The 23,428-nt window shown below is 59.8% G+C and carries 21 protein-coding genes and 1 pseudogene; 9 read left to right on the forward strand and 13 right to left on the reverse strand.

Translation table 11 applies throughout. The features are described from left to right. Window positions 1-690: 690 nt before the first annotated feature. The 4 genes from KQ933_RS24575 to KQ933_RS24590 all read left to right on the forward strand — a co-directional run bounded on the left by KQ933_RS24575 (window position 691) and on the right by KQ933_RS24590 (window position 6,066). Complete coding sequence (locus tag KQ933_RS24575) at window positions 691-2,634, forward strand: PrkA family serine protein kinase (protein ID WP_216760431.1); 1,944 nt, start codon at window positions 691-693, stop codon at window positions 2,632-2,634. A 37-nt stretch (window positions 2,635-2,671) separates the two neighbouring features. Then, window positions 2,672-3,949 (forward strand): YeaH/YhbH family protein, encoded by a 1,278-nt coding sequence (locus tag KQ933_RS24580; protein ID WP_216760432.1) that lies wholly within the window; start codon window positions 2,672-2,674, stop codon window positions 3,947-3,949. Continuing rightward, window positions 3,946-5,511: a SpoVR family protein gene (locus tag KQ933_RS24585; protein WP_216760433.1), complete on the forward strand. Its 1,566-nt coding sequence runs from the start codon at window positions 3,946-3,948 to the stop codon at window positions 5,509-5,511. The genes KQ933_RS24580 and KQ933_RS24585 overlap by 4 nt, the downstream gene beginning before the upstream one ends. Before the next feature lie 123 nt (window positions 5,512-5,634). Beyond that, complete coding sequence (locus tag KQ933_RS24590; RefSeq protein ID WP_216760434.1) at window positions 5,635-6,066, forward strand: hypothetical protein; 432 nt, start codon at window positions 5,635-5,637, stop codon at window positions 6,064-6,066. A gap of 69 nt (window positions 6,067-6,135) precedes the next feature. On the opposite strand, the gene KQ933_RS33560 is transcribed toward KQ933_RS24590, so the two are convergent. Together KQ933_RS33560 and KQ933_RS33565 are read right to left on the reverse strand one after the other, a co-directional pair. Further along, complete coding sequence (locus tag KQ933_RS33560) at window positions 6,136-6,225, reverse strand: hypothetical protein (protein ID WP_253958411.1); 90 nt, start codon at window positions 6,223-6,225, stop codon at window positions 6,136-6,138. 60 nt (window positions 6,226-6,285) lie between these two features. Beyond that, the gene (locus tag KQ933_RS33565; RefSeq protein ID WP_253958463.1) at window positions 6,286-6,558 is read right to left on the reverse strand and encodes a hypothetical protein; all 273 of its coding nucleotides are present in this window, start codon (window positions 6,556-6,558) and stop codon (window positions 6,286-6,288) included. Between KQ933_RS33565 and KQ933_RS24600 the strand changes: the two are divergent. From KQ933_RS24600 to KQ933_RS24610, 3 genes and pseudogenes are all read left to right on the forward strand, one after another. Continuing rightward, window positions 6,542-6,775, forward strand: a pseudogene (locus KQ933_RS24600) (alkanesulfonate monooxygenase); the annotation flags it as partial. The gene KQ933_RS33565 and the pseudogene KQ933_RS24600 overlap by 17 nt on opposite strands. Before the next feature lie 24 nt (window positions 6,776-6,799). Beyond that, on the forward strand, window positions 6,800-8,629 hold the full coding sequence (locus tag KQ933_RS24605; protein WP_216760435.1) for a TRAP transporter large permease subunit: 1,830 nt from the start codon (window positions 6,800-6,802) through the stop codon (window positions 8,627-8,629). Between the two features lie 17 nt (window positions 8,630-8,646). Continuing rightward, window positions 8,647-9,645, forward strand: coding sequence for a TRAP transporter substrate-binding protein (locus tag KQ933_RS24610; protein ID WP_216760436.1), 999 nt, complete (start codon window positions 8,647-8,649; stop codon window positions 9,643-9,645). 74 nt (window positions 9,646-9,719) lie between these two features. Here KQ933_RS24610 and KQ933_RS24615 read toward each other — a convergent pair whose 3' ends face one another. Genes KQ933_RS24615 through KQ933_RS24650 form a run of 8 tightly spaced genes read right to left on the reverse strand, consistent with a single transcriptional unit; the run spans window position 9,720 to window position 17,249 of the window. Next, window positions 9,720-10,073: a cupin domain-containing protein gene (locus KQ933_RS24615; protein WP_216760437.1), complete on the reverse strand. Its 354-nt coding sequence runs from the start codon at window positions 10,071-10,073 to the stop codon at window positions 9,720-9,722. After that, a complete protein-coding gene (locus tag KQ933_RS24620; protein ID WP_216760438.1) occupies window positions 10,066-10,734 on the reverse strand; it encodes a cysteine hydrolase family protein in 669 nt (222 codons plus the stop codon). Before KQ933_RS24620 ends, KQ933_RS24615 begins: the two co-directional genes overlap by 8 nt. Beyond that, a complete protein-coding gene (locus KQ933_RS24625; RefSeq protein ID WP_216760439.1) occupies window positions 10,734-12,284 on the reverse strand; it encodes an ABC transporter ATP-binding protein in 1,551 nt (516 codons plus the stop codon). The genes KQ933_RS24620 and KQ933_RS24625 overlap by 1 nt, the downstream gene beginning before the upstream one ends. Next, window positions 12,281-12,982, reverse strand: a complete 702-nt coding sequence (locus KQ933_RS24630; RefSeq protein ID WP_216760440.1) for a cysteine hydrolase family protein — start codon at window positions 12,980-12,982, stop codon at window positions 12,281-12,283. Before KQ933_RS24630 ends, KQ933_RS24625 begins: the two co-directional genes overlap by 4 nt. Window positions 12,983-12,994: 12 nt before the next feature. Further along, window positions 12,995-14,011, reverse strand: a complete 1,017-nt coding sequence (locus tag KQ933_RS24635; RefSeq protein ID WP_216760441.1) for a formamidase — start codon at window positions 14,009-14,011, stop codon at window positions 12,995-12,997. Window positions 14,012-14,045: 34 nt separating this feature from the next. Continuing rightward, complete coding sequence (locus tag KQ933_RS24640; protein WP_216760442.1) at window positions 14,046-14,972, reverse strand: ABC transporter permease; 927 nt, start codon at window positions 14,970-14,972, stop codon at window positions 14,046-14,048. Continuing rightward, a complete protein-coding gene (locus KQ933_RS24645; protein WP_216760443.1) occupies window positions 14,972-16,102 on the reverse strand; it encodes an ABC transporter permease in 1,131 nt (376 codons plus the stop codon). The genes KQ933_RS24640 and KQ933_RS24645 overlap by 1 nt, the downstream gene beginning before the upstream one ends. A gap of 19 nt (window positions 16,103-16,121) precedes the next feature. Continuing rightward, window positions 16,122-17,249 (reverse strand): BMP family ABC transporter substrate-binding protein, encoded by a 1,128-nt coding sequence (locus tag KQ933_RS24650; RefSeq protein ID WP_216760444.1) that lies wholly within the window; start codon window positions 17,247-17,249, stop codon window positions 16,122-16,124. A 386-nt stretch (window positions 17,250-17,635) separates the two neighbouring features. Here KQ933_RS24650 and KQ933_RS24655 point away from each other — a divergent pair, with 386 nt between their 5' ends. Both KQ933_RS24655 and KQ933_RS24660 read left to right on the forward strand, forming a co-directional pair. Continuing rightward, window positions 17,636-18,259: a GntR family transcriptional regulator gene (locus tag KQ933_RS24655; RefSeq protein ID WP_253958425.1), complete on the forward strand. Its 624-nt coding sequence runs from the start codon at window positions 17,636-17,638 to the stop codon at window positions 18,257-18,259. A gap of 174 nt (window positions 18,260-18,433) precedes the next feature. Continuing rightward, window positions 18,434-18,808: a DoxX family protein gene (locus KQ933_RS24660; RefSeq protein WP_216760446.1), complete on the forward strand. Its 375-nt coding sequence runs from the start codon at window positions 18,434-18,436 to the stop codon at window positions 18,806-18,808. Between the two features lie 393 nt (window positions 18,809-19,201). Here KQ933_RS24660 and KQ933_RS24665 read toward each other — a convergent pair whose 3' ends face one another. From KQ933_RS24665 to KQ933_RS24675, 3 genes are all read right to left on the reverse strand, one after another. Then, window positions 19,202-20,269: a porin gene (locus KQ933_RS24665; protein WP_216760447.1), complete on the reverse strand. Its 1,068-nt coding sequence runs from the start codon at window positions 20,267-20,269 to the stop codon at window positions 19,202-19,204. Between the two features lie 513 nt (window positions 20,270-20,782). After that, on the reverse strand, window positions 20,783-22,459 hold the full coding sequence (locus KQ933_RS24670; RefSeq protein WP_216760448.1) for an ABC transporter ATP-binding protein: 1,677 nt from the start codon (window positions 22,457-22,459) through the stop codon (window positions 20,783-20,785). Next, the gene (locus KQ933_RS24675; protein WP_216760449.1) at window positions 22,456-23,400 is read right to left on the reverse strand and encodes an acetamidase/formamidase family protein; all 945 of its coding nucleotides are present in this window, start codon (window positions 23,398-23,400) and stop codon (window positions 22,456-22,458) included. Before KQ933_RS24675 ends, KQ933_RS24670 begins: the two co-directional genes overlap by 4 nt. Window positions 23,401-23,428 lie beyond the last annotated feature (28 nt).

Below are 23,428 nucleotides of genomic sequence, written 5' to 3' on the forward strand. Positions count from 1 at the left end.
AGAGGAAGCCGTGAGACGATCGCTTTCCCGGTCGACTGGATTGTCAATTGCAGGGGCATGGAATGTGCCGGCAGGGTTTTGCCGCTGCGGATCCACTCGGGTTCGGAATTTCGGTCCACCGGGAGACGCACGCGCTGAATTCAGAAGGCGTGGTGCAATCGAACCTCTATGCAGTGGGCGCATTGACGGCCTGTCAATTCTGGGAAATTACCGCCGTTCCCGATATCAGGGTCAGGCAGAACAGGTCGCTGCACAGATAATAACGTGAGAAAGACCTAAAGCCTCAATCGCATGGGTTGAACCGCCAGCGTGTTTTCGATCAGGCATTACTTCTCTCGCTGAGGTCTCCTGGAGCCACATCTCAAATGCGGACGGCGAGGAATCCTCGCTCCAGCGAATCACGCAGCCCTCACGGCATCAGCACATGTTCACGTCATTGGCGTGAAGGTGCGCGGCGCTCTCATCAAAACCGCGCGCGAATGATACTCCCGGCGCTGTCGCAAAGCTATAGAGATGGTCAATTTTCGAGGATCAATTCGGTGGGTTGCGTGCACTTTTTTGTGTAGCGATGCCGGAATGCCAGCCATGTCTTATTTCCGCCTCTGAGGATCTTGATCTTTCAAAACATTGGCGCACCATCTTACTTAGCGAAGGCGAAAATCGCTGAGGCAGACCTTTATAGGAGGGCCTATGCTGAACAACTCCCTATTTGATGCGTTCACCCGTAACTACGAGTCTCGCCGCGAGACGGATATGTCTATCGCGGAATATCTTGCTTTGTGCAAGGAGGATCCGATGGCCTATGCCAATGCCACCGAGCGGCTGCTGGCGGCAATCGGCGAACCTGAGATCGTCGATACAGCCAAGGATTCGCGGCGCGGTCGGGTGTTCATGAACAGAACCATCCGAACCTACCCGGCCTTCTCAGGTTTTTTCGGTATGGAAGAGACGATCGAGCGCATCGTTTCCTTTTTCCGGCATGCGGCCCAAGGCCTCGAAGAGCGTAAGCAGATCCTCTACCTGCTCGGCCCGGTCGGCGGTGGTAAGTCCTCGCTTGCGGAGCGCTTGAAGCAGCTGATGGAGGTCAATCCGATCTATGTGCTGAAGGCCGGCGACGACTTGAGCCCGGTCTTTGAAAGCCCTCTTAACCTCTTCGATCCCTTGACCATGGGGCCGTTGCTGCTTGAGCAATACGGCATTCCGACCCGCCGCCTCACCGGCCTGATGAGCCCGTGGTGCCTCAAGCGCCTTGATGAATTCGACGGCGATATCTCACGCTTCCGCGTGGTGAGAATCCAACCATCGAGACTGCGCCAGATCGCGATTTCCAAGACCGAACCGGGCGACGAGAACAACCAGGATGTCTCATCGCTGGTCGGCAAGGTCGATATTCGCAAGCTCGAGCACTATTCGCAGAGCGATCCCGATGCCTACAGCTATTCCGGTGGTCTCAACCGCGCCAACCAGGGCGTGCTGGAATTCGTCGAGATGTTCAAGGCGCCGATCAAGATGCTGCATCCGCTGCTGACGGCGACTCAGGAAGGCAACTATATGGGCACCGAGAATATCGGTGCGATCCCCTTTTCGGGTATCATCCTTGCCCATTCGAACGAAGCGGAATGGCAAAGCTTCAAGGCCAACAGGAACAATGAAGCCTTTATCGACCGTATCTGCGTCATCAAGGTTCCCTATTGCCTCAGGGTCACGGAGGAACAAAAGATCTATGAAAAGCTGATCGAAGGATCGGAACTTGCGAATGCGGCCTGCGCGCCGGCAACACTGGAAATGCTGGCTCGCTTCTCCGTCCTGTCACGGCTTCGCAAGCATGAGAATTCCAATCTCTTCTCCAAGATGCGCGCCTATGACGGCGAAAGTCTGAAGGAAACCGATCCGCGCGCCAGGAGCGTGCAGGAATATCGCGATGCCGCTGGCGTCGATGAAGGCATGGACGGAATATCGACACGTTTCGCGTTCAAGGTTCTTGCGTCGACCTTCAACCACGACGCGACGGATATCGGCGCCGATCCCGTTCATCTGATGTATGACCTGGAACAGGCCATCCGCCGCGAGCAGTTTTCCGAGGAGACGGAAAAACGCTACATGGAGTTTATCAAGGCGGAGTTGGCGCCGCGTTATGCGGAATTCATTGGCAACGAGATCCAGAAGGCCTATCTGGAATCCTACTCCGACTACGGCCAGAACCTGTTCGACCGTTATGTGGATTATGCCGATGCCTGGATCGAAGACGTCGATTTCAAGGACCCGGATACCGGTCAGATGCTCGACCGCGAACTTCTGAACCAGGAACTGACGAAGATCGAAAAGCCTGCGGGCATCGCCAATCCCAAGGATTTCCGCAACGAGATCGTCAAGTTTTCGCTCAGGTCGCGTGCTGCCAATGGCGGCAAGAATCCTTCCTGGACGAGTTACGAAAAGATCCGGGAGGTGATTGAAAAGCGGATGTTCTCGCAGGTCGAGGATCTTCTGCCGGTCATCTCATTCGGATCGAAGAAGGATAGTGAGACCGAAAAGAAACACAGCGAATTCGTCTCGCGCATGGTGGCGCGGGGCTACACGGAACGGCAGGTTCGCCGGCTGGTGGAATGGTACATGCGCGTCAAGCAGGCGAGTTAGGTAGGCTGTCCGAGCGAGTACCCATGTAGGAGCAAACATGCACATCATAGACCGGCGGCTTAATCCGCGCGGTAAAAGTTTGGAAAATCGACAAAGGTTTCTACGGCGTGCCAAGGACGCCGTGGAGCAGGCGGTGAAACAATCTTTGCAGAACCGCTCCATCCGCGATGTGCTTGATGGCGGCGAAGTCACTCTTCCGATCGGCGGCATGGCCGAACCGGGCTTCCACCGGGGTGGAGGCGGAATTCAGGACCGCATCCTTCCAGGCAATCAGGAATTCGTCGAGGGCGATTTTATCAAGCGGCCACCGGCATCGGGCCGTGGCCGGTCGAAGGAGGCAGGAGAGGGCGATGGCGAGGACGGCTTCCGTTTCGTGCTCACGCGGAAGGAATTTCTCAATATCTTCCTCGAAGATCTGGAGTTGCCCGACCTCGCCAAACGCAAGCTGAGCGAGACCGAGGAGGTGACGCCGCAACGGGCCGGCTTCTCCGTTTCCGGCTCCCCCTCTAACATCGCCGTTGGACGCACGACCCGCCTTGCCATGATGCGGCGTCTTGCGCTTCACCGCCCGAAAGCGGAGGAAATCGAAGCGCTTCAGAAGCAGATCGACGAATGCGACAGCGAGGAAGAGCGCCTGCTTCTTGAGGAGGAACTGAGGACGCTGACGACCAAGAGCAGGCGCATTCCCTATATCGATCCTCTCGACGTGCGCTACCGGCGCTTCGAAAACACGCCGAAACCTGTCGTCAAGGCGGTGATGTTCTGCCTCATGGACGTTTCCGGCTCCATGAGCGAACATATGAAGGATCTCGCCAAGCGCTTTTATCTGCTGCTCTATCTCTTCCTGTCGCAACGCTATGAAAAGGTCGAGATCGTCTTCATCCGCCATACGGAGAAGGCGGAGGAGGTCGACGAGGAGACCTTCTTCTACAGCCCGGCGACAGGCGGAACCCTGGTCTCCAGCGCGCTGGCCGCCATGCGTTCGATCGTTGCCGCGCGCTTCGATCCGACGGAATGGAACATCTATGCGGCCCAGGCTTCGGATGGCGACAATTCCTATTCCGACGGCACTTTGACCGGCCGGCTGCTTCAGCAGGAGATCCTGCCGGTCTGCCAGTATTTCGCCTATATCGAGGTTGGAGAGGAAGGCGGGGACTCTTCGATCTCCCGGTCACCGCTCTGGACGCTTTATGATGAGATCCGCTCTGAGGCACTTCCCCTTGCGATGCGCAAGGTCTGCCGCAGGAACGAGATATTTCCAGTCTTCCATGACTTGTTTCAGAAGAAGAGCGCCAAGGCGGGAGCAGCACCATGAAAGCCAGCGCAGGGCATAAGGGAAAGCTGCTGTTTGAAGGCGCTGATTGGGATTTCCCGGCCTTGCAGCGCATTCACGATGCCTGCGAGGAGATCGCGCTTGGGGAACTGGGACTGGATGTCTATCCGAACCAGATCGAGGTCATCACGTCCGAACAGATGCTCGATGCCTATTCTTCGACCGGCATGCCGCTCTTCTATCGCCACTGGTCCTTCGGCAAGCACTTTGCCCACCACGAAGCATTCTACCGCCGCGGGATGCGCGACCTCGCCTATGAGATCGTCATCAACAGCTCGCCCTGCATCTCCTACCTTATGGAGGAGAATACAGCGACCATGCAGACGCTGGTCATTGCGCATGCGGCCTTCGGCCACAACCACTTCTTCAAGAACAACTATCTTTTCAAGCTGTGGACCGATGCCGAGGGCATCCTCGATTATCTCGACTTCGCCAAGGGTTATATTTCCCGCTGCGAGGAACGCTATGGAGAGGTAGCCGTCGAGCGAACGTTGGATGCCGCCCATGCGCTGATGTCGCACGGCGTACACCGCTATGCCGGCAAGACGCAGGTGGACTTGAGGCAGGAGGAAAAGCGGCAGCAGGAACGCCGCGCCCATGAAGAGAAGATCTTCAACGATCTCTGGCGGACGGTGCCTGTCGGTCAGAAGCGCAACAAGTCGGACCGCGATCTGGAGCACAGACGAGCCGCACTCGGTTTACCGCAGGACAATATCCTCTACTTTCTCGAAAAATCGGCGCCCCGGCTCCATTCCTGGCAGCGCGAGATATTGCGCATCGTCCGCCACGTCGCCCAGTATTTTCATCCCCAGCGCCAGACCAAGGTGATGAACGAGGGAACCGCCACCTACGTCCACTATAACATCATGAAGCGTCTGCATGAGCGCGGACAGATCAGCGACGGCAGCTATTTCGAGTTTCTGAAATCGCACACGAATGTCGTTTTCCAGCCCATGTTCGACGACCGTCGCTTTTCCGGCTTCAATCCCTATGCGCTCGGTTTTGCGATGATGCAGGATATCGAACGCATCGTGAAGGAGCCGACAGACGAGGATCGCGAGTGGTTTCCTGATATCGCCGGACGAGGCGATGCCATGGCTGTCCTGCGCGATATCTGGGCCAATTACCGCGACGAGAGTTTCGTCAGCCAGTTCCTTAGCCCCCGCCTCATGCGGCAGTGGCGCATGTTCCAGCTCCACGACGATCCGGAGATTGAGGAGGGTATTCTGGTTTCGGCAATCCATGACGAGCGCGGTTATCGGCGCATCCGCCGGCAGCTCTCACGCGACTACGACATAGGTCATACCGATCCGGCGATTGAGATCATCGATGTCGACCTCGCCGGCGACCGCAGACTGCTGCTGCAGCACCGGGCCACCAATGACGAGTTCCTGGAAGAGGACGACCTGAAGCTCGTTCTGCAGCACCTTGCCGATCTCTGGAGCTATGACGTTCTTCTGGAAGAGCTCGACAGCAAGGACAGTATCGTGCGGAAGCATGTCGCCCATGCGCGTAGCTTTTCGCGACAAAGCGAATTCGCCTGAGCGGGCGGGATCCTGTCTGCATTCAAGAGACGTGATTCTTCAAACGTGATTGGACAGGCGACGCAGTTGGGATCAACCTTCTGGTGGGGGCGTGCAGTCTATTATTCCCAATAGGAGGCCGCTATGGAACAATACGCAGTCGATCAGCTCAAAGCTATAGCCAGGGTCAGCCGCACCACTCCGCAACTGTCTCGCGCCGAGCGCCTGGACCGGTGGGCGGAGCTCCTGGAAAGCGATCCCGCGCGTTCGCTCGTTACCCTTCGGGAAACCGAATATCTGCCCCGTGACCAGCGGGTGATGATGAGGATCGCCGGGTCGCCCATATCCGTAGCCTATGCCGATCCGGTTCTGCGTGCCGCAGGTCTCGAGGGTGATACCTATGGGGACGCCCAGAGCTTTTTCGATCTCAACGATCGACAGCTGCACGGGCTCGTCTGCTCCTGCCATTTTGGAGCACAGGTCGATGCAGGTGTCGTCGCCCGCCATCTGAGGGCAGCCGCCATGCCAGGTGTGAAGGGTATCCTGGCACGCATGCGGCTGCTTTTCACGCGATAGGCTGCGGCCATACAATTTTGGCGACTAGAGACCGGGCAGCGGAACCGGGCTGGTGAAGTGCGGCACGTCTTAGCCGCGTTTCACCTGCGGCCGGGCGGCAAGCTGCAGATACCAGTGGCGGACATTCGGGACGTCGCTGAGGTCGATCTTGCGGCGCATAAAGCGCGAAACCCAGGGCCAGACGGCCATATCGGCGATGGAATAGTCGCCAACGAGATACTACCGGCCCTGGAGTCGTGTATCGAGTCTCTCATAAAGCCTGATAGTGTCCCTGCGGAAAAGCGCCTCTGCAAAGGGTGCGCAGCTTTCATTATAGGTCAGGAAATAACGCGCATGGCCGAGCGTCACCCGAACCTGTCCATCTGCCACATCAGCCGTTCGATGGTGTGATGGCGGGCAGCGCCGTCGTTCGGCAGGAATCGGCCGTTTTTCGGCGAGATAGAGAAGAACAGCTCCAGGCTGGGCAAGCGTGATGCCAGGCATGGCAATCATCGGCTCCCCCGATACCGTGCTGCGCGCACTGGAGGCCTATGAGAGGGCCAGTGTCGAAACTTTCATTCTTTCCGGCATGCCACTGCTTGAGGAAGCCGATCGTTTCGGCGAAAAGGTTTTGCCGCGTCTCGACGTCAGCAGGGAAGTGTCAAAGGCGCGCAATTACACCTGGTCGACGCTCTTCGATCGCGACCTGTCGACCGTCAAGAGCGGCTGACAACACGGCAAGAAAGCATGTTCAGTGATAGCAAGCGAATTTCATTCAGCCGAACAGGAGGCAAGAGGCGACGGGCTTGCAGCCCGCATTCTGAGGGCGATCGAAGCCGTGCTCGGCGTGGCAGCTGCGTCTGTGCTTGCCGTGCTGCTCGTCATGGTGCTGGTCACGGTCTGCATGCGCTACTTCTTTGCTGCCGGTTTTATCGGTGCGGAAGATCTCGGCATCTGGCTACATGTGCTGCTGATCGGGCTCGGTGCCCCGCTTAGCCTCAACAGTGCGCTCGCCATGCGTCTCGATGTCTTCGTCAACATGCTGCCGGAGCAGCTGCGTCCGGCAACACAGATCGCGGCCGATGTTTTTACCGTGCTGTCCGGCTTGATCCTGAGCTTCGGCGGCAGCGAGATCATGACCATGCTCGGCGGCACGTCCCCAACGCTCGGCGTGCCGGAATGGATCCGCTTCGGTTTCCTTGGCGCCGGCGGCACGCTGATCCTCATCGTCCTTCTGCTGCAGCGCATCGCTGAAGGGAAGGCGTTGCCGGTCCTGGTCGCCTTCGCGATAGGGGCGGCACTCTATGCCGGTATCCCGCAGTTCACCATCGAGCTTGACTGGCCGCCCAGTATCTATCTTGGCCTGATCGCGGCAATCGGCCTGGTCCTCGCCGCCCCGCTGCCGCACGCGTTCCTGGCCGCCGCCTATATCGTCATCGCCTTCGGCAGCAGCCTGCCAGAACCGGCGATCGTCTCTTCGACCGTCACGGGCGTCTCGAAATTCCTGCTGCTCGCCATACCCTTCTTTCTGCTCGCCGGCGGATTGTTAACGGTATCGGGCGTCGCGAATCAGCTCGTTCGCTTTGCTGCTGCCATGGTGGGCCATCGTCGCGCCGGACTTGCCCAAACGACGCTGTTGACCAGTGTGCTTTTTTCCGGTGCCTCCGGCTCTTCGGTGGCCAATGCCGCCTTCGGCGCGTCGACCTTCCAGCCGGAACTCGTTCGCCACGGTTATCCGCCGGCGAAGGCTGCGGCGATCATCGCCGCGACCTCGGTGCTCGACAACGTCATCCCGCCGTCGATCGCCTTCCTGATCCTGGCGACCGCCACCAATCTTTCGGTAGGCTCCCTGTTGGTCGGCGGTTTCTTTGCCGGCGGGCTCATGGCCATCTGCCTTGCCGTTGCCATTCATCTGACTGTCCGCGATCAGGCACCGTTGCCGCGTGCCACAGCAGCGCAGCGCTGGCAGTCGTCCGTCCAGGCGATCCCGGCCTTCGGTCTCGGTGTCATCGTCGTGGTCGGCATCCGCATCGGCATCGTCACGACGACGGAAGCTGCTGCACTTGCCGCCTTCTACACCTTCCTGCTCGGCATCGGTGCGCGTCTTGGCGTCCTCTCGCTCTATGCCGCCTTCCGGCAGGCGGCTATCGAGGCTGCGGCGATCGGCTTGCTGATCGGCGCGGCCGGTCCCTTCGCCTTCCTGCTTGCCGTCGATGATGTCTCCGGCCTGATCTCCAACCTGACGACGGCGCTTGGCGGTAGTGGTCTCGCCGTGATCCTGCTCTCCAACATCATCCTCCTCGTCGTCGGGCTGGTTCTCGATATCGGCGCTGCGATCCTGCTGTTCGGGCCGATCCTGCTGCCAGCCGCCGTCGCCGCCGGCATCGATCCCATCCATTTCGGCGTCATCATCGTGGTCAATCTGATGATCCACGGGCTGACACCACCGCTCGGCATGCTGATCTTCGTCGTCAGCGGCGTGACCCGCATTCCAGCCTCCGCCCTGTTCAAGGCAGTCGTTCCCTATCTGCTTGCCCTTCTCGTCTCGCTCGCAATCCTTTGCGCCTGGGCGATCATCTTCTAACCGACAGGACCTCATTCATGGACAATCTCAACCGGCGCAATTTCCTGAAGACCGCCGCGATTGCCGGCACTGCCCTTGCCGCACCGGCCTTCGTTCGCACGGCGTCTGCCCGCACGACGACGATCACCATCGCCTCACTCCTCGGCGACGACAAGCCGGAGACCAAGATCTGGGTGAAGATCAGCGAGTTGGTCGAAGCCAAGCTGCCTGGTCAGTTCAAATTCAACATCGTCAAGAACGGCGCGCTTGGCGGCGAAAAGGAGGTGGCGGAGGGCGTTCGTCTTGGCTCCATCCACGCCAGCCTTTCGACGGTCTCATCGCTCTCCGGCTGGGCGCCGGAACTGCAGATCCTTGATCTTCCCTTCCTGTTCCGCGATGCCGATCATGTGCGCCGTACCGTCAGCGGCGATATCGGCACCGATCTGAGGGGCAAGCTGCAGGCGCAGAATTTCGTCGTCGGCGATTTCATCAATTATGGCGCCCGTCATCTCCTGACCAAGGAGCCAGTGATGCGCCCGGAACAGCTCAAGGGCAAGCGCATCCGCGTTATTCAGAGCCCGCTGCACACCAAGCTCTGGAGCGCCTTCGGCACGACGCCGATCGGTATCCCGATCACCGAAACCTATAATTCGCTGGCAACCGGTGTTGCCGACGCGATGGACCTCACCAAGTCCGCCTACGCCGGCTTCAAGCTCTACGAGGTCGTGCCCTACATGACCGAGACCGGCCACATCTGGGCGTCGGGCATCATCTATTATTCCTCGACCTTTTGGGGTGGCCTCAACGACGAGCAGAAGACCGTCTTCCAGCAGGCGTCCAGCGAAGGTGCAGCCTATTTCAACCAGCTCATCGTCGATGACGAGGCGGCATCCGTCGAAGTCTCGCTGAAGAACGGCGGCAAGCTGCTGAAGCCGGAAGCTTTCGAGGAATGGCAGAAGGGTGCCAAGGGCGTTTGGGACGATTTCGCTTCCATCGTCGGCGGGCTGGACCGCATCAAGGCCGTCCAGTCGGCCTGAAGAAATTCTGACCGCAAGGCTGGCTTGTCAGCCAGCCTTGCTCACCTTTTGGGGCGACGCTGATGCCGTCGAGTTCACGCCGGCTCCTCTTCCAGTATTTTCACCGGCCGGTCCCACTGGATGAGCACGACACAGCCCGTATCGCTCCATACCGAATGTTCGGTGCCAGGTGCATTGACGATGTAACTGCCGCGGCCGTAATCGCCCGCTTCATCGGATTGGACGCCGTCAAGCACAAGGATGGTTTCCAGCCCCTCATGACGATGGCGGGGGACGCTGGCGCCGGCCTCGTATTTCAACAATGCGACGCCTGGCTGATCACCTTCGAAGCGGCGGATCCAATGGATGGTTACGTCGTCGCGGAAGGGGCCGAATTCCAGATCCTTCCAGCCGCCGGATGTGAGCAGTTCGCGGGTCGTTTCAGGCATGAGCGATGCTTTCCAAGATATCGTCGACATGGGCCGTCCAGCCGACGATCGCGCCTTGGGCACGGATCATGGCGATGGCGGCCGCCTTGAATTCGGGGAAATAGCTTTCCGTCGCCTCTTCGGCGAGCAGGCATTCGTAGCCGCGGTCATTTGCCTCCCGCATGGTCGTCTGCACACAGACTTCCGTCGTCACACCGGCGAAGACGAGCTGTTCAATACCCTTTTCCTGCAAGATATCGCCAAGCTCAGTGGCATAGAAGGCGCCCTTGCCGGGCTTTTCAATGACCACTTCGCCCTTGACGGGCGCAAGTTCCGGCAGGATTGCCGTACCGGGCTCGCCCGAAATCAGGATCCGGCCCATAGGGCCTTCGTCGCCGATCCGGAGCATCGGGCTGCCGCGATCGCGTTTTGCCGGCGGCAGGTCCGAGAGGTCGGGCCTATGACATTCCATCGTATGGATGACCGGCAGGCCGGCATTACGGAAGCCCTGGATGAGGCGCTTGACATCGGGCACGATCCTGGTGATGCGACTGACATCATTGCCGAGGCTGGCGCCGAAGCCGCCGGGCTCGGCGAAGTCGCGCTGCATGTCGATGACGATGAGGGCGAGCCGGTCGTGCTTCACCGGAAAGGCGAAGGGTTCTGCCTTGATCTCCGCCATCAGTGATGCCCCGCCATGTGGGCGCCGATGATGCCGATATTGGCGGAGAGGGCCGGTGTCTCGTAAACCAGCCTGCCCTCGGAAATCACCATGATGCGGTCGGACATTTCGAGCAGTTCGTCGAGGTCTTCGGAGAGCAGCAGTACAGCCGCCCCGGAATTGCGGGCCTTCATGATGCGGGCCCGGATCTCGGCGACGGCTGAGAAGTCGAGGCCGAAACAGGGGTTCGAGACAATCAGCAGATCCACCTCGCCGGTCAGCTCGCGGGCGAGCACGGCGCGCTGCACATTGCCGCCTGAAAGTGCCGCGATCGGCGATGAAGAAGAGGCCGTCTTCACCTTGAAGTCAGAAATCAGCGCCGTGGCGCGTTTCTTCATCCTGCCCTTGCTAAGCCAGATCGCGTCCTTGCCGTCGGCCCTCAGATCGAAGGTCCGGAAGGCGAGGTTCTCGCTGACCGTCATGCGCGGGGCACAGGCATTCTGCAGCGGCTCCTCCGGGATGAAACGGACATTGTTCCTGCGGGTCTCGGGACGTGTCGCGCCATAAATCTCGCCATTGACGCTCACACGGCCGGTATCGGTCGTCCGCTGTCCGGCCAGGATTTCCGTCAGCTCCTTCTGGCCGTTGCCCGATATGCCGGCGATGCCGACGATCTCGCCCGAGCGGACCGTGAGATTATCTATCTCGATGGTCTTGAGGCCCGAGCGGTCCGGTGCCTTGACCTGCTCGACGGTCAGGACAGGCTTGGCGGTCTCTGAAACCGGAACGCGGGTGTCGAGTTCAGCAAGCTTGACGTCGCCGATCATCATTGCCGCCATATCGGCGGTGGAGAGCTCGCCGACCTTGCCGGTGCCGACCAGCCTGCCGCGCCGCAGGATCGACACGGCATCGGCGAATTTCGTCACCTCGTGAAATTTGTGGGAGATCATCAGCACGGTCAATTCTCCGCGCTCGGTCATGCCACGCACGAGGCCGAGCATCTCATCGGCTTCGGCGGGCGTCAGTACGGAGGTCGGCTCGTCGAGCACCAGGAAGGAGCGGCCGAGATAGAGCTGCTTGACGATCTCCAGCTTCTGCTTTTCGCCGGCGGCAAGCTCGCTCACCGGACGATCAAGCGGGATCTTGAACGGCATGCGCTCTATGAAGGTCGCAAGTTCTCTCCGCTCTTTCGCCCAGTTGATGATGGCCGGGACTTCCGCACGGCTGATGACGAGGTTTTCAGCACCCGTCAGCGACGGGACCAGGGTGAAATGCTGGTAAACCATGCCGAGGCCATAGGTCGCTGCATCCTTGGGTGAAGCGACCGCCACTTCGCGGCCGTCGACGGAAAGCGAGCCCGATGTCGCGTGATAGAAGCCCATGATACATTTGACGAGCGTTGACTTGCCGGCGCCGTTTTCGCCGAGCAGAGCATGAAAGCTGCCGGAAGGCACCTTGATCGAGACGTGGTCGAGTGCGGTGAAGTTGCCGAATCGCATCGTCATGTCGATCGTGTCGATGCCGACGGCTTTGCCGGCTTGCGGGAGGGGAGTGTCGCGGACAGTGCTCATGGCAGCTGGCTCACAAACGTCTCGGAATTGGAGACGGAGCCGAAGACGCCGCCCTGCATCTTGACCATCTTGATGGCGGCGAGGTGGTTACCGTAATCGGTAGCCCCGCAGCAGTCTTCCAAAAGGAGGCATTCGAAGCCGCGATCGTTTGCCTCGCGCATGGTGGTCGAGACGCAGACATCGGTGGTGATGCCGGTGAGGATGATGTTCTCGATGCGCTTCTGGTTGAGGATCAGCTCCAGATCGGTGGCACAAAAGGAGCCCTTGCCGGGCTTGTCAATGATCGTCTCACCCTCGATCGGGTAGAGTTCGGGAATGATGTCCCAGCCCGGTTCGCCGCGGGTCAGGATGCGCCCACAAGGCCCAGGATCGCCGATCCCTGCGCCAATGCGCTGCGAGCGCCAGCGCTTGTTGGCCGGCAGGTCGGCCAGATCGGGGCGATGGCCCTCGCGGGTGTGAATGATGTGGTAGCCCTTGGCGCGCATGGCGGCGAGCACGCGTCTGATCGGTCCGATGGGTGCCTGGACCAGTGACAGGTCGTAGCCCATGTGGTCGACATAACCGCCCTTGCCGCAGAAATCGGTCTGCATGTCGATGATGATGAGGGCGGTATTGTCCGGCCGCAGGGCGCCGTTATAGGGCCAGGCATAGGGATCGGCGTCGATATAATGTCCTTTGCTCTCGACCATGGCGTCCATCGTCTTCTTCTCCTATTCACCCGCGAGTTTGAATGTTTCGCCGTAGCGGCGCGTCGGCTTGTCGAAACCGCAGGACGTACCGTCTGTGACCTTCACCTGATCTTCCCAGGGAAGACGGTATTTGCCGGCGATGAGATCGTGCATGTAGGTGTAGGGCGCATCATCAGCGCCGCCGGCCACGGCGACATAGCCGCGGTGGCCGAACTGGTAGATGTTGTTTTCGACACCCCAACCGAGGCGGGCTTCGCGCACGAGATCGGGGCGGACTTCGGCGGTGATGATCTCGTTGACGCGGCCCGATGTTCCGTGAGCGATGATCGAGCCGTCGAAATTGCAGATCATGCCTTCGCCCATCGAATCGAAGATGCCGTCCGAGCCGCACATGCAGACGCTCGCCGTGACCATGAGGTTGCAGAAGGCGTTCGACTGGTTGGTGAATTTCCAGCTTTCGCGGATTGGCGCCGTATAACCGGCGGTGCGGATCATGATCTCCGCACCCTTATAGGCGCATTCGCGCGCCATCTCCGGGAACATGCCGTCATGGCAGATGATGAGCGCCAGCTTTGCGCCCTTCGGCCCGTCGATGACGGGAATGCCGAAATTGCCTGGCTCCCAAGGCTCGACCGGCACCCAGGGGTGCATCTTGCGGTAATAGAGCTTCAGCTCGCCCTTGTCGTCGATGATGATGCCCGAATTGTAGGGCATACCATCGGGGTTCAGTTCCATGATCGAGAAGCAGCCCCAGATCGCATTCTCCCTGCACGCCTTCTTGAAGGCTGCGACCTCCGGCCCGTCGAGCGTGCACATGATCTCGGGATTGGTGTCCATCGACAAGCCATGCAGGGCATATTCCGGGAAAACGACGAGGTCCATGCCCGGCTGATTGCGCCGCGCCTTGCCGATGAGATCGATGATGACCTGCGTCTGGCGGGCGAGATCTTCCCTCGTGACGGTCACGGGAAGCTGCAGTTGCACGAGACCGATGCCGACGCCATGTTCCGACTTGTTCAATCCGCCGAGGCCATTCATGGCTTGGCTCCTTTCATGCTTATTCTGTTCGGGCTCATTTCGTCAGGGAAAGCGCGCCGGGCGCACCGGCGAGCGAGCGTGTCGGCGACGAGGTCGCGATCATGATGATGAGGGTCAGCATGTAAGGGGCAGCGTAGAAGAGGTAGTAACCCTGGGTCACGCCGACCGATTGCAGTGCCGGGCCGAGTGCGCCGGCGCCCCCGAAGAGAAGAGCGGCGAGGAAGCAGCCGATCGGGTTCCAGCGGGCGAAGATGACAAGTGCTACGGCCATCAGGCCTTGGCCGGAGGAAATGCCCTCGTTCCAAGAGCCAGGATAATAGAGCGAGAGATAGGCGCCGCCGACCGCCGCCAACGAGCCGCCGACGGCGGTGGCAAGCAGCCGCACGCGATCCGGATCGATGCCCATGGCGCGTGCAGCATCGGTACTGTCGCCGACGACTCGCAGGATCAGGCCGACGCGGGTGTTGCGGAAGGCCCACCAGAGGACAAAGGCGAGCGCAGCCCCGAGGATGAAGAGCGCGTTGATATTCAGCGCCGCCTGGATCTGCGGCATGCTCGACCAGAAGCCAAGCGGGATTGCCGGCAGATGCGGAGCGGCCGGCTGGATGAAGGATTTACCGAGGAAGAAGGCAAGACCGAGCCCGAACTGCATCATGGCGATGCCGATTGCGATATCGTTGACTTTCGGCCATTTGCAGATCCAGCCATGAACCAGACCGAAGACCGCGCCTGTCGCCATGGCCGCGAGCACGCCGAGCCAGGGCGAATTGGTCATGACGGCAACGGCGTAGGCCGTCATGGCGCCGAAGACGAGTGTGCCCTCGAGCCCGAGATTGATGCGGCCGGAACGTTCGGTGATCGTCTCGCCGAGGCTGACGAAGATGAAGGGTGTGGAAACGCGAATGGCGCCCGCAAGGATGGCGAGGGGAACACCCCAGATGCCGATGCCTGTCTCTTCCATCAGAGGCTCCTTTTCCAGAGGTCGGGATTGAAGATCCTGAAGCGGCCGTAGAAGGTCTCGCAGAAGAGGATGACGATGAAAAGCGTGCCTTGCAGCACGAGAACTGTGGCGTCAGGCAGGCCCATGCGGCGCTGGATGAGGCCGCCGGAGGCATCGATCCCGCCAAGCAGGATTGCGACCGGGATGATCGCCAGCGGATTGTGGCGGGCGAGGAAAGCGACGAGGATGCCGGTATAGCCGTAACCTGCTGCGAGCGAGGCATTTGCGCTGCCTTGCACCGCTGCTACTTCGATCATGCCAGCGAGACCCGCGAAACTGCCGGCGATCGCGGTGAAGCCGGCAATCAGCTTGCCGACCGGTAGGCCCTGGATCTGGGCGGCGCGCACATTGCCGCCTGCGATGCGGGCGGCAAAGCCGAAGCTCGTCACCTCGATCAGGACCCAGGAGAGGATGCAGGCGATGATGCCGATAAGGAGGCCCCAATGCACGTCCATGCCGGGAATGTTGCCGAGCATATAGTCAGCCGGCAGCGGCCTGGTCGAGGGTTTGTTGAGACTGGCGGGATCGCGCAGCGGTCCTTCGACGAACTGGTTCATCAGGGCGATTGCGATATAGGAGAGCAGCAGCGACGAGATCGTCTCGTTGACACCGCGGTAGTGGCGCAGGAAACCGGCAAGGCCGATCCAGATGCCACCGATGACCATTGCGGCAAGCCCCATGAGAATGAGGGTCGGGAAGACGGGGGCAAAGCCGGCAAGCGGCATGGCCATCGCCGCGGCGGCGACGCCGCCCAGCACGACCGCTCCTTCCCCGCCGATAATGACGAGGCCGAGGCGAGCGGGCAGGGCGACGCAGAGTGCCGTCAGGAGAAGGGGTGCGGCACGGCTTAAGCTGTTCTGCATCGAAAACCAGCTGCCAAAGCCGCCGGTGTACATGAGCTGGAAAAGTACCGCTGGCGATTTGCCGATCGCCAGGATGAAAAGAGAGAAGAGCGCAAGACCGATCAGGATGGCCGCAAGGCCGATGGCGATGGGTTCCGCCCGCCGCGCCATCCATTCGAGGATGGGACGGAGCGAAGCTGGTTTTTCGGAAACGACTGATATTGCGGGATCATTGGCCTGAACAGTCATGGCGCTTCTCCCTTCACGGTTACGCCGTGGACCCGACGACGCCCTCAACCAGATAATTCATGCTTTCGAGCTCGATCGCGTCTTCGGCGTAGTTCTTGTCGGCGGTTACGACCGTGTTGCCCTTGTTGTCCTTCAGCGGACCCTTGAAGACCGAGAAGCCGCCCTTCATCATCTCCGCCTGCGTGGCTTCGAAAGCCTTGCGACCTTCGGCAGAAACGCCAGGGCCGAGCGCGCTCATCTTGACGAAACCGTCCTTCAGGCCGCCGCGCACGAAGTTGCCGAGCTTCTCGCCGGCTTGTGCCTTCTTGACGAAATCGCTGTAGACGTTGCCCCAGGCCCATTCGGCACCGGTGAGGTATTTTTCGGGGGCAAGCGGGCTCTGGTTGGCGTGATAGCCGCAGACGAAGGCACCGCGGCCGGCAGCCGTCTCGACGACGACCTTCGGGCTGTCGACGTGGCAGGTAATGACATCGGCGCCCTGATCGATCAGTGCGTTGGTGGCTTCGGCCTCTTTGACGGCAAGCGACCATTCACCGGTGAAGATGACTTGGCAGGTAATAGTCGGATCGACCGTGCGGGCGCCGAGCAGGTAAGCGTTGATGTTCTGCAGAACCTGCGGGATCGGCTTGGCGGCGACAAAGCCGATCTTCTTGCTCTTCGTTGCATGGCCCGCGGCTATGCCGTTCAGATACTGGCCCTGGAAGATATAACCGAAATAGGAGCCGGTATTGGGCGGGTTCTTGCCCTCCTGCCAGAGGCCGCCGCAATGGCGAAACTGGATATCGGGGTACTTCGCGGCTATCGCCAGCATATGCGGGTCGAAATAACCGAAGGAGGTGGGGAAGAGCAGGGTCGCGCCATCGAGGTTGATCATCGATTCCATCGTCTTCTGGACATCGACAGTCTCGGGGACATTCTCTTCTTCGACGACGGTGACACCCGGCAGCGCCTTCACGGCAGCGGCACCCTCGGCATGCGACTGGTTGTAGCCGTAGTCGTCCTTGGGGCCGACATAGATGAAACCGACGGTGAGCGCGGTCTGCGCAAGAGCGCGCGATGAGAGGAGGCCTGGAGTTGCGCCGACAAGGGCGGTGGCGGCAGAAGCTTGGAGGAAATGGCGGCGGTTCATGGAAAGGAGTTTGGTCATCGGAATGCTCCTTGCGGCGGTTTCGCCGGTTCAATTGGCTACAGAAAAGTGTATGCAATGGCTGTGCCAAGTTTTATCCGATTGATTTTTCAGTAAATATTTAAAGATACTCGAAGATGCATAAAAAGTGTATGCATTTTTAAGCTCAATGAGATCAAAAACTGTGCATTGTCTATGAAGTAGGCTGGTTGTGACGTCCCCACATGCCCGCCTTAGTAAATACAGATGCTGAATGGTGGAATTTCTTATTTAAAACAATATATTATTGCTAGATTTGACTTTGATTCCTGGGCGATGCATGTGTATGCATCAGGCAACGGCGGAATCATCCCTTGAAGCAGGTCAGGCGCAGAGAGATCATCCGGGCAGGAACGACCGTCGAGCAGATGGTGCGGGCAATTGCCGACATGATCGTGACCGGGCAGATGCTGCCGGGCGACAAGCTTGACGAAATCTCGCTTGCCGCCCGTTTCGAGGTATCGCGTACACCGGTACGCGAGGCACTTCGTGAACTCGGAGCGATGGGGCTTATAGACCGGGAGCCCAACCGCAGCGCTGTCGTCACCAACGTGACAGAGTCCTATCTGCACTCGATGTTCGAGGCTATGGCGGAACTTGAAGGGGTCTGCGCGCGGCTTGCCGCCGAGCGGATGACGGTTGACGAGCGGCGCATGCTGGAAATGGAACACCGTGCTTCCGCTCGCCTTGTGCATCAGGGTGCGAAAGAGGACTACGCCGTCCACAATACCGAGTTCCACACGCGGCTCTATCGCGGTGCACATAACGAGCATATCTATGAACTGGTAACCCAGAGCCGGGCCAGGCTTGCGCCTTTCCGCCGTGCGCAGTTCCGGCTGCCGGGTCGGCTCGCGAAATCCTATGACGAGCACGACATGATCGTAACCGCGATCATGCGAGCAGATGGCGCAGCCGCTGCAAAGGCGGCCTATTCGCATGTGGAAATCGTCAGCGATGCCAGCGTCGTCTTTGCGTCCGCGAGAGAAAAATAGCTGCCACGGCCGGCATGGCTGTGCAAAGCGACAGTCCTCAGCCGCAACGTCTGGAACTGCAGATGTCATCAGACTCGGATAATCAAATCCCCGGTTATGAGGGTGCAGTGGAATTGACAGCATCCGGACCACGCCATAAGCCGAATTGTGACCAGCAATTGAAGAGGCATTATAATGTCGATCTGGATTGGGCGAGTTCTGTCAGCGGCGGTCGTTATTCTGCTTCTCGCCGATGCGGCCACTAATCTTTTTGCACCCGGTTTCATAAGGGCGGAAATGGAAGCGACCGGTTTCCCCGTCAATCTGGCCCCGGCACTCGGCATTATCATCGCGCTCTGCGCGATCCTCTATGCCGTTCCGAAAACGGCCTTCCTTGGTGCGATACTGATAACCGGTTTTCTCGGCGGCGCTATCTGCACGCATTTCCGCCTGGGCGAGTTTTTTACGCCTCCACAGATCGTCAGCCTTCTTCTCGGCATTGCCGCTTGGGGTGGCCTTTATCTGCGCGATCCGAGACTGCGCCAGTTGATTCCGCTGAATATGGTCTGAGCGCGTAGCGATCTCGTCCCGGAGTATCAAAGCGGCGGGCAATCGCGCTGTCCTTGTTCAAGAACAGGCGCGCGTGAGCGATCTGCGACCACGACGATAGCCATGCTTACCGGCTGGATTTCTTCCGCAGGAAATCGGCGGCTGGGTTCTGCAGACTCTCAGCCGCCGACAGAGACCTCGTCCGTCGAACAATCCAGTCCCGTCAAGTAAAAAGCTCGCCCTCAGGGTGAGGGCGAGCCAATACCATCTACAGGAGTGGAATTCTGTATCGATGGGTGAGGCCGATCCGGCAGGGAACCGGACCGGCCTCTTTCTTCTGAATTGGAGGTCACCAAACCAGAAGCTCGTGATGAAAAACCCCGAGATACGATCCCGGGGTCTTCAATGGTCAGATTAGAACGAACGCTGCAGGCGGAAGTAACCCGTCGTGGAGTCGTCGCCATCTTCCGGATCCAGGTACTGGACGGAAGCCTTGGCGTAGAAGTTGTCGACGATCTGGTAATCAACCGTCAGACCAGCCTTCCAAGCATCGCCGGTACCGTCGAAGCTATCCGGAACAGTGTCGAACGGGTCAGCACCGCCGATGTAGTTGCCGTAGTACTGAACGCCGGGGGTGATCTTCAGCTTGTCTGTTGCCTTGATGGCGTATTCGGCAGCAACTGCCCATTCAGCCGTCGAGTAGTAGGAGTTCGGGCCGCTGGAGTAGACAACAGCGAGGCCGAGCGTGCCCGGGCCGAGTTCAGCCGTACCCATAGCGCGGATTGCGCCGTCTTCGTTGTCGAAGTCCCATCCGCCGGTGATCTGGTAGCTGAAGGCGCCAGCCGTGCCGCCGATGCCGAAGGCAACGCCGACATTGTTCGGGCCGTCGTTCGCAATGAGGTCGCCGGTGACGGGATCCTCATCACCCTGGTAGACGCCGTCTTCCAGTTCGTCGACGCTGATGCCGGCGTAGAAGGTGCCGGTTTCGTACTGATAACGGATCGAGTTATGCAGCGTTACGACGGAACCGATGTCGTCCGTTTCGCCGGAGAGACCATCGTCCCACCAGGAGTAGAAGAGACCAGCGCGGAAGCCCGCGACGTCGAGGTAAGCGGAGTCGAGGATTGTGTCCTGGTCCGTCGCGTTGTCAGCGTTTGCCTGGAGAACGATCACGCCGGTGAGCGGACCGTATTCGGTGTCGCTCTTGGCCGTGAACTGAACCTGACCGCGGGTTACAGCATCCCAGTCAGAGTCGTTGTCACCGCCCTGGTTTTCGCCAACGTTAACCTGGAAACGGATGTAACCTTCGATCTTCAGGCAGGTTTCCGTGCCTGGGATGTAGAAGTAGCCGGTGCCGTAAGCGTCGCAGACGCGAACGTATTCAACCGGTTCCGGCTCGGCAGCAACGATTGCGTCTGCTGCGAATGCCGGTGCAGCGATGAGGGCAGCTGCAGAACCAAGCAACATCATACGAATGTTCATGGAAAGCCAATCTCCTAAGTTCGAGTGCGTTCCACGAAAGAACGTCCCCTCCAATTAAAGCCCGATCAATTCGGTAAGGCCTAAAATAACCGAAAGACGGGAGGGCTCAACAATGAATGCTCTCATTTTGCAGCGAATTCTAACTAAACCGCCATGTGTGTGACAGAAGTACAACACCCCTTGGACGGGTATTAACGAGAGGTAAAGTAGAATGGCGAAATATTGCTATATTAGGACGACTTAGCCGGATTGGCCGAGCGCAAATGGGGGCAAGGGTGGTTGTCGCTGAACGCTGAATTCATCGAATATCCCGCTGCGGCGAGCCTTTATTTGCCCATCTGGACGGGCTGCCGTGAGAAAATGCGGCTGGAAAATAGGCATTGGCTGGCAGGCGGTGCCGCCATCAGACCGTGCCGTAATGCGATTCTGAGCGATGATTCGCAGCCCGCCGAGGCGAGCCTTACCAACACGCACGACTCCAAAGGAGGCGTTTCTGTTCCGCGTCTAGGAAACTTAGACCTGTACGCGCCGTGCCTCCGGGTCAGGAATTGGCACTGCGGCCATCAGGGCCTTTGTGTAGTCTTCTAGAGGGTGTTCGAAGATTTGGCGGCGGGTGCCTGTTTCAACGATCTTGCCGCTGCGCATGACGGCAACCTTATGGGACATGCGCTCGACAACCGCCATGTCATGCGAGATGAAGAGGTAGGAGAGCCCCATGCTTTCCTGCAGTTCCAGCATGAGGTCGAGCACGCGGGCGCGGACGGACACGTCGAGTGCGGCAACGCTTTCGTCGGCGACGATCAGTTTCGGCTCGAGCGCGAGGGCGCGGGCAATGCAGATGCGTTGGCGCTGGCCACCGGAAAATTCATGCGGATAGCGCGTGGCGGCATCCGCCGTCAGGCCGACGCGGCGCAGGAGTTCTGCGACCCTGTCCCGGCGTTCGGACTTGTTGGCAATGCCATGGATGACCAGCGGCTCTGCGATTGCTGCGCCAACCGCCATGCGCGGGTCGAGCGAGGCATAGGGATCCTGAAAGATCATCTGCGCAGTGCGGCGTATCGGCTGCATTGCGCGATGGCTGAGGCTTGCAATATTGCGGCCGTTGATGATCACATCGCCCGTGAAGGGGATGAGGCCGAGTACAGCCTTGCCGGTCGTCGATTTTCCCGATCCGCTTTCGCCGACCAGACCGAGCGTTTCGCCCGGCAGGATATCGAAGGAGACGTCGCTGACGGCTGCAGCCGGTGCCTTGCCCTTGAGGAGAAGGCTTGCCGCAACGCCATAGGTGACATTGAGTCCACGCACATTCAGCACCGGGGTGCGGTCGGGATGCAGGGTTTCGACGCTGCGTGACGTGATGCGCGGCGGACTGTCCGTGCCGGCAAAGGCACCAAGGCGCGGCACGGCCGAGAGCAACTGCTGCGTATAGGTCTGGCGCGGTGCACGGAAAATGGCGATTGCCGGGCCCTGCTCGACGATACCGCCATTCTGCATGATGATGACGCGGTCGGCCATCTCGGCGACGACGCCCATGTCGTGGGTGATCAGGATGATCGAGGTGCCGAATTCCGACTTCAGCTCGCGCATGAGTTTGAGGATCTGCGCCTGCACCGTCACGTCGAGCGCCGTCGTCGGCTCATCGGCGATCAGCACCTTGGGACGGCAGGACAGCGCCATGGCGATCATCACGCGCTGACGCATGCCGCCCGAGAGCTCATGTGGATATTGCTTCAGCCGCCGGGCCGGATCGGTGATCTGAACGGCATCGAGCATCCGCAGCGCGGTCGTCTCGGCATTCTCGCTGCCTTGATGTTCGCGGATCGCTTCCGTCAACTGCGCGCCGATCGACATGACAGGGTTGAGCGACGTCATCGGTTCCTGGAAGACCATGGCGATATCGCCGCCGCGCACGCTGCGCATGGCCCGGTCGGAAAGTTTCAGCAGATCGCGCTCGCCGAGCATGATGCTGCCGGAGGAAACCTGGAGCGAGGTCTTCGGCAGCAATCCCATGACCGATAGCGACGTCACGGACTTGCCCGAGCCGGATTCCCCGGCCAGGCAGAGTGTTTCGCCGCTGGCGAGATCGAAGCTGATATCTTTCAGAACCGGTTTGCGGCCCTCGGGCGTTCGCGCATCGACATTAAGATTGCGAACGCTGAGGACGGGCGCGGCGGGCATGGCTTCAATCACGCGAATACGATCCTCGGGAAGTAGAAGGAAACGACCCAGTTCGGCATGTCGACGATTTCGCTGATGCGCAGATCGCCGCAGACCGAGCAGAGCAGATAGGCGTCCACTGCGCTCATTCCGTGCGCCGCCGTCAGAAGATCGATCATGCGCATCACGCTTTCACGCGCGCTTGTCATCAGATCGGGGCCGATGCCGGTGGTGACTTCGTAGCCGGCGCCGTCGAGATGGCGGGTGACAGGTTCTGTCGTCGTAAAGCGAGGCGTCTGCAGGCGTGCATCCTTGACGAGCTCGATCGTTGCCTCGACATTCATCTGGCTTTCGATCGCCGTACCGCAGACCTCGCCGTCACCCTGGGCGGCGTGTGTGTCGCCGATGGAAAAGAGCGCGCCCTCAACCTCGATTGGTAGATAAAGAGTGACGCCAGCCGTCAGGTCGCGGATATCCATGTTGCCGCCGACGCGGCGCGGCGGCACGACGGAATGCGTGCCGGGTTCGGCAGGGGCAACGCCGATCGTGCCGGCAAAGGGTTTCAGCGGCACACGGCCGCCAGGGCCGTAGAGGGCTGGTGTCATGCTGTTGGCGTCATAGGACCAGACATGCAGCGCCGGATCCTTGAACTGGTCGGCGAGCAGGCCGAAACCCGGAATATTGGCCGTCCAGCCGGTGCCCGAGGGAATGAATTTGCGCAGCGTCACTTTCAGCGCATCACCGGGCTGCGCCCCCTCCACATAGATCGGGCCGGAAACCGGATTGATCTTGCCGAAATCCAGATTGTTCAGCGTATCCAGCGTTGCATCGCCGCCGAGCTGGCCGCCAGAGGAATCCAGGCATTCGAAATGAATGGTCTCGCCTGGTTTGGCGACGACGGCGGGTGCGAAATCCTTGTTCCAGCCGAAATTATGCTGGGCGCGGTGAATCGTGTGGGTGCAGGCAATGCACATAAGGTGTCTCCCTCGATTTTATGGAGCC

The sequence above is a fragment of the Rhizobium sp. WYJ-E13 genome (genome assembly GCF_018987265.1).
Taxonomy (GTDB): domain Bacteria; phylum Pseudomonadota; class Alphaproteobacteria; order Rhizobiales; family Rhizobiaceae; genus Rhizobium.

What these genes read in the sequence shown, in the direction of transcription:
- KQ933_RS24575 (WP_216760431.1), top strand. Translation starts at nt 691, where the DNA reads ATGCTGAACAACTCCCTATTTGATGCGTTCACCCGTAACTACGAGTCT.
- KQ933_RS24580 (WP_216760432.1), top strand. Translation starts at nt 2,672, where the DNA reads ATGCACATCATAGACCGGCGGCTTAATCCGCGCGGTAAAAGTTTGGAA.
- KQ933_RS24585 (WP_216760433.1), top strand. Translation starts at nt 3,946, where the DNA reads ATGAAAGCCAGCGCAGGGCATAAGGGAAAGCTGCTGTTTGAAGGCGCT.
- KQ933_RS24590 (WP_216760434.1), top strand. Translation starts at nt 5,635, where the DNA reads ATGGAACAATACGCAGTCGATCAGCTCAAAGCTATAGCCAGGGTCAGC.
- KQ933_RS33560 (WP_253958411.1), bottom strand. Translation starts at nt 6,225, where the DNA reads ATGCGCCGCAAGATCGACCTCAGCGACGTCCCGAATGTCCGCCACTGG.
- KQ933_RS33565 (WP_253958463.1), bottom strand. Translation starts at nt 6,558, where the DNA reads ATGATTGCCATGCCTGGCATCACGCTTGCCCAGCCTGGAGCTGTTCTT.
- KQ933_RS24610 (WP_216760436.1), top strand. Translation starts at nt 8,647, where the DNA reads ATGGACAATCTCAACCGGCGCAATTTCCTGAAGACCGCCGCGATTGCC.
- KQ933_RS24615 (WP_216760437.1), bottom strand. Translation starts at nt 10,073, where the DNA reads ATGCCTGAAACGACCCGCGAACTGCTCACATCCGGCGGCTGGAAGGAT.
- KQ933_RS24620 (WP_216760438.1), bottom strand. Translation starts at nt 10,734, where the DNA reads ATGGCGGAGATCAAGGCAGAACCCTTCGCCTTTCCGGTGAAGCACGAC.
- KQ933_RS24625 (WP_216760439.1), bottom strand. Translation starts at nt 12,284, where the DNA reads ATGAGCACTGTCCGCGACACTCCCCTCCCGCAAGCCGGCAAAGCCGTC.
- KQ933_RS24630 (WP_216760440.1), bottom strand. Translation starts at nt 12,982, where the DNA reads ATGGACGCCATGGTCGAGAGCAAAGGACATTATATCGACGCCGATCCC.
- KQ933_RS24635 (WP_216760441.1), bottom strand. Translation starts at nt 14,011, where the DNA reads ATGAATGGCCTCGGCGGATTGAACAAGTCGGAACATGGCGTCGGCATC.
- KQ933_RS24640 (WP_216760442.1), bottom strand. Translation starts at nt 14,972, where the DNA reads ATGGAAGAGACAGGCATCGGCATCTGGGGTGTTCCCCTCGCCATCCTT.
- KQ933_RS24645 (WP_216760443.1), bottom strand. Translation starts at nt 16,102, where the DNA reads ATGACTGTTCAGGCCAATGATCCCGCAATATCAGTCGTTTCCGAAAAA.
- KQ933_RS24650 (WP_216760444.1), bottom strand. Translation starts at nt 17,249, where the DNA reads ATGACCAAACTCCTTTCCATGAACCGCCGCCATTTCCTCCAAGCTTCT.
- KQ933_RS24655 (WP_253958425.1), top strand. Translation starts at nt 17,636, where the DNA reads ATGGTGCGGGCAATTGCCGACATGATCGTGACCGGGCAGATGCTGCCG.
- KQ933_RS24660 (WP_216760446.1), top strand. Translation starts at nt 18,434, where the DNA reads ATGTCGATCTGGATTGGGCGAGTTCTGTCAGCGGCGGTCGTTATTCTG.
- KQ933_RS24665 (WP_216760447.1), bottom strand. Translation starts at nt 20,269, where the DNA reads ATGAACATTCGTATGATGTTGCTTGGTTCTGCAGCTGCCCTCATCGCT.
- KQ933_RS24675 (WP_216760449.1), bottom strand. Translation starts at nt 23,400, where the DNA reads ATGTGCATTGCCTGCACCCACACGATTCACCGCGCCCAGCATAATTTC.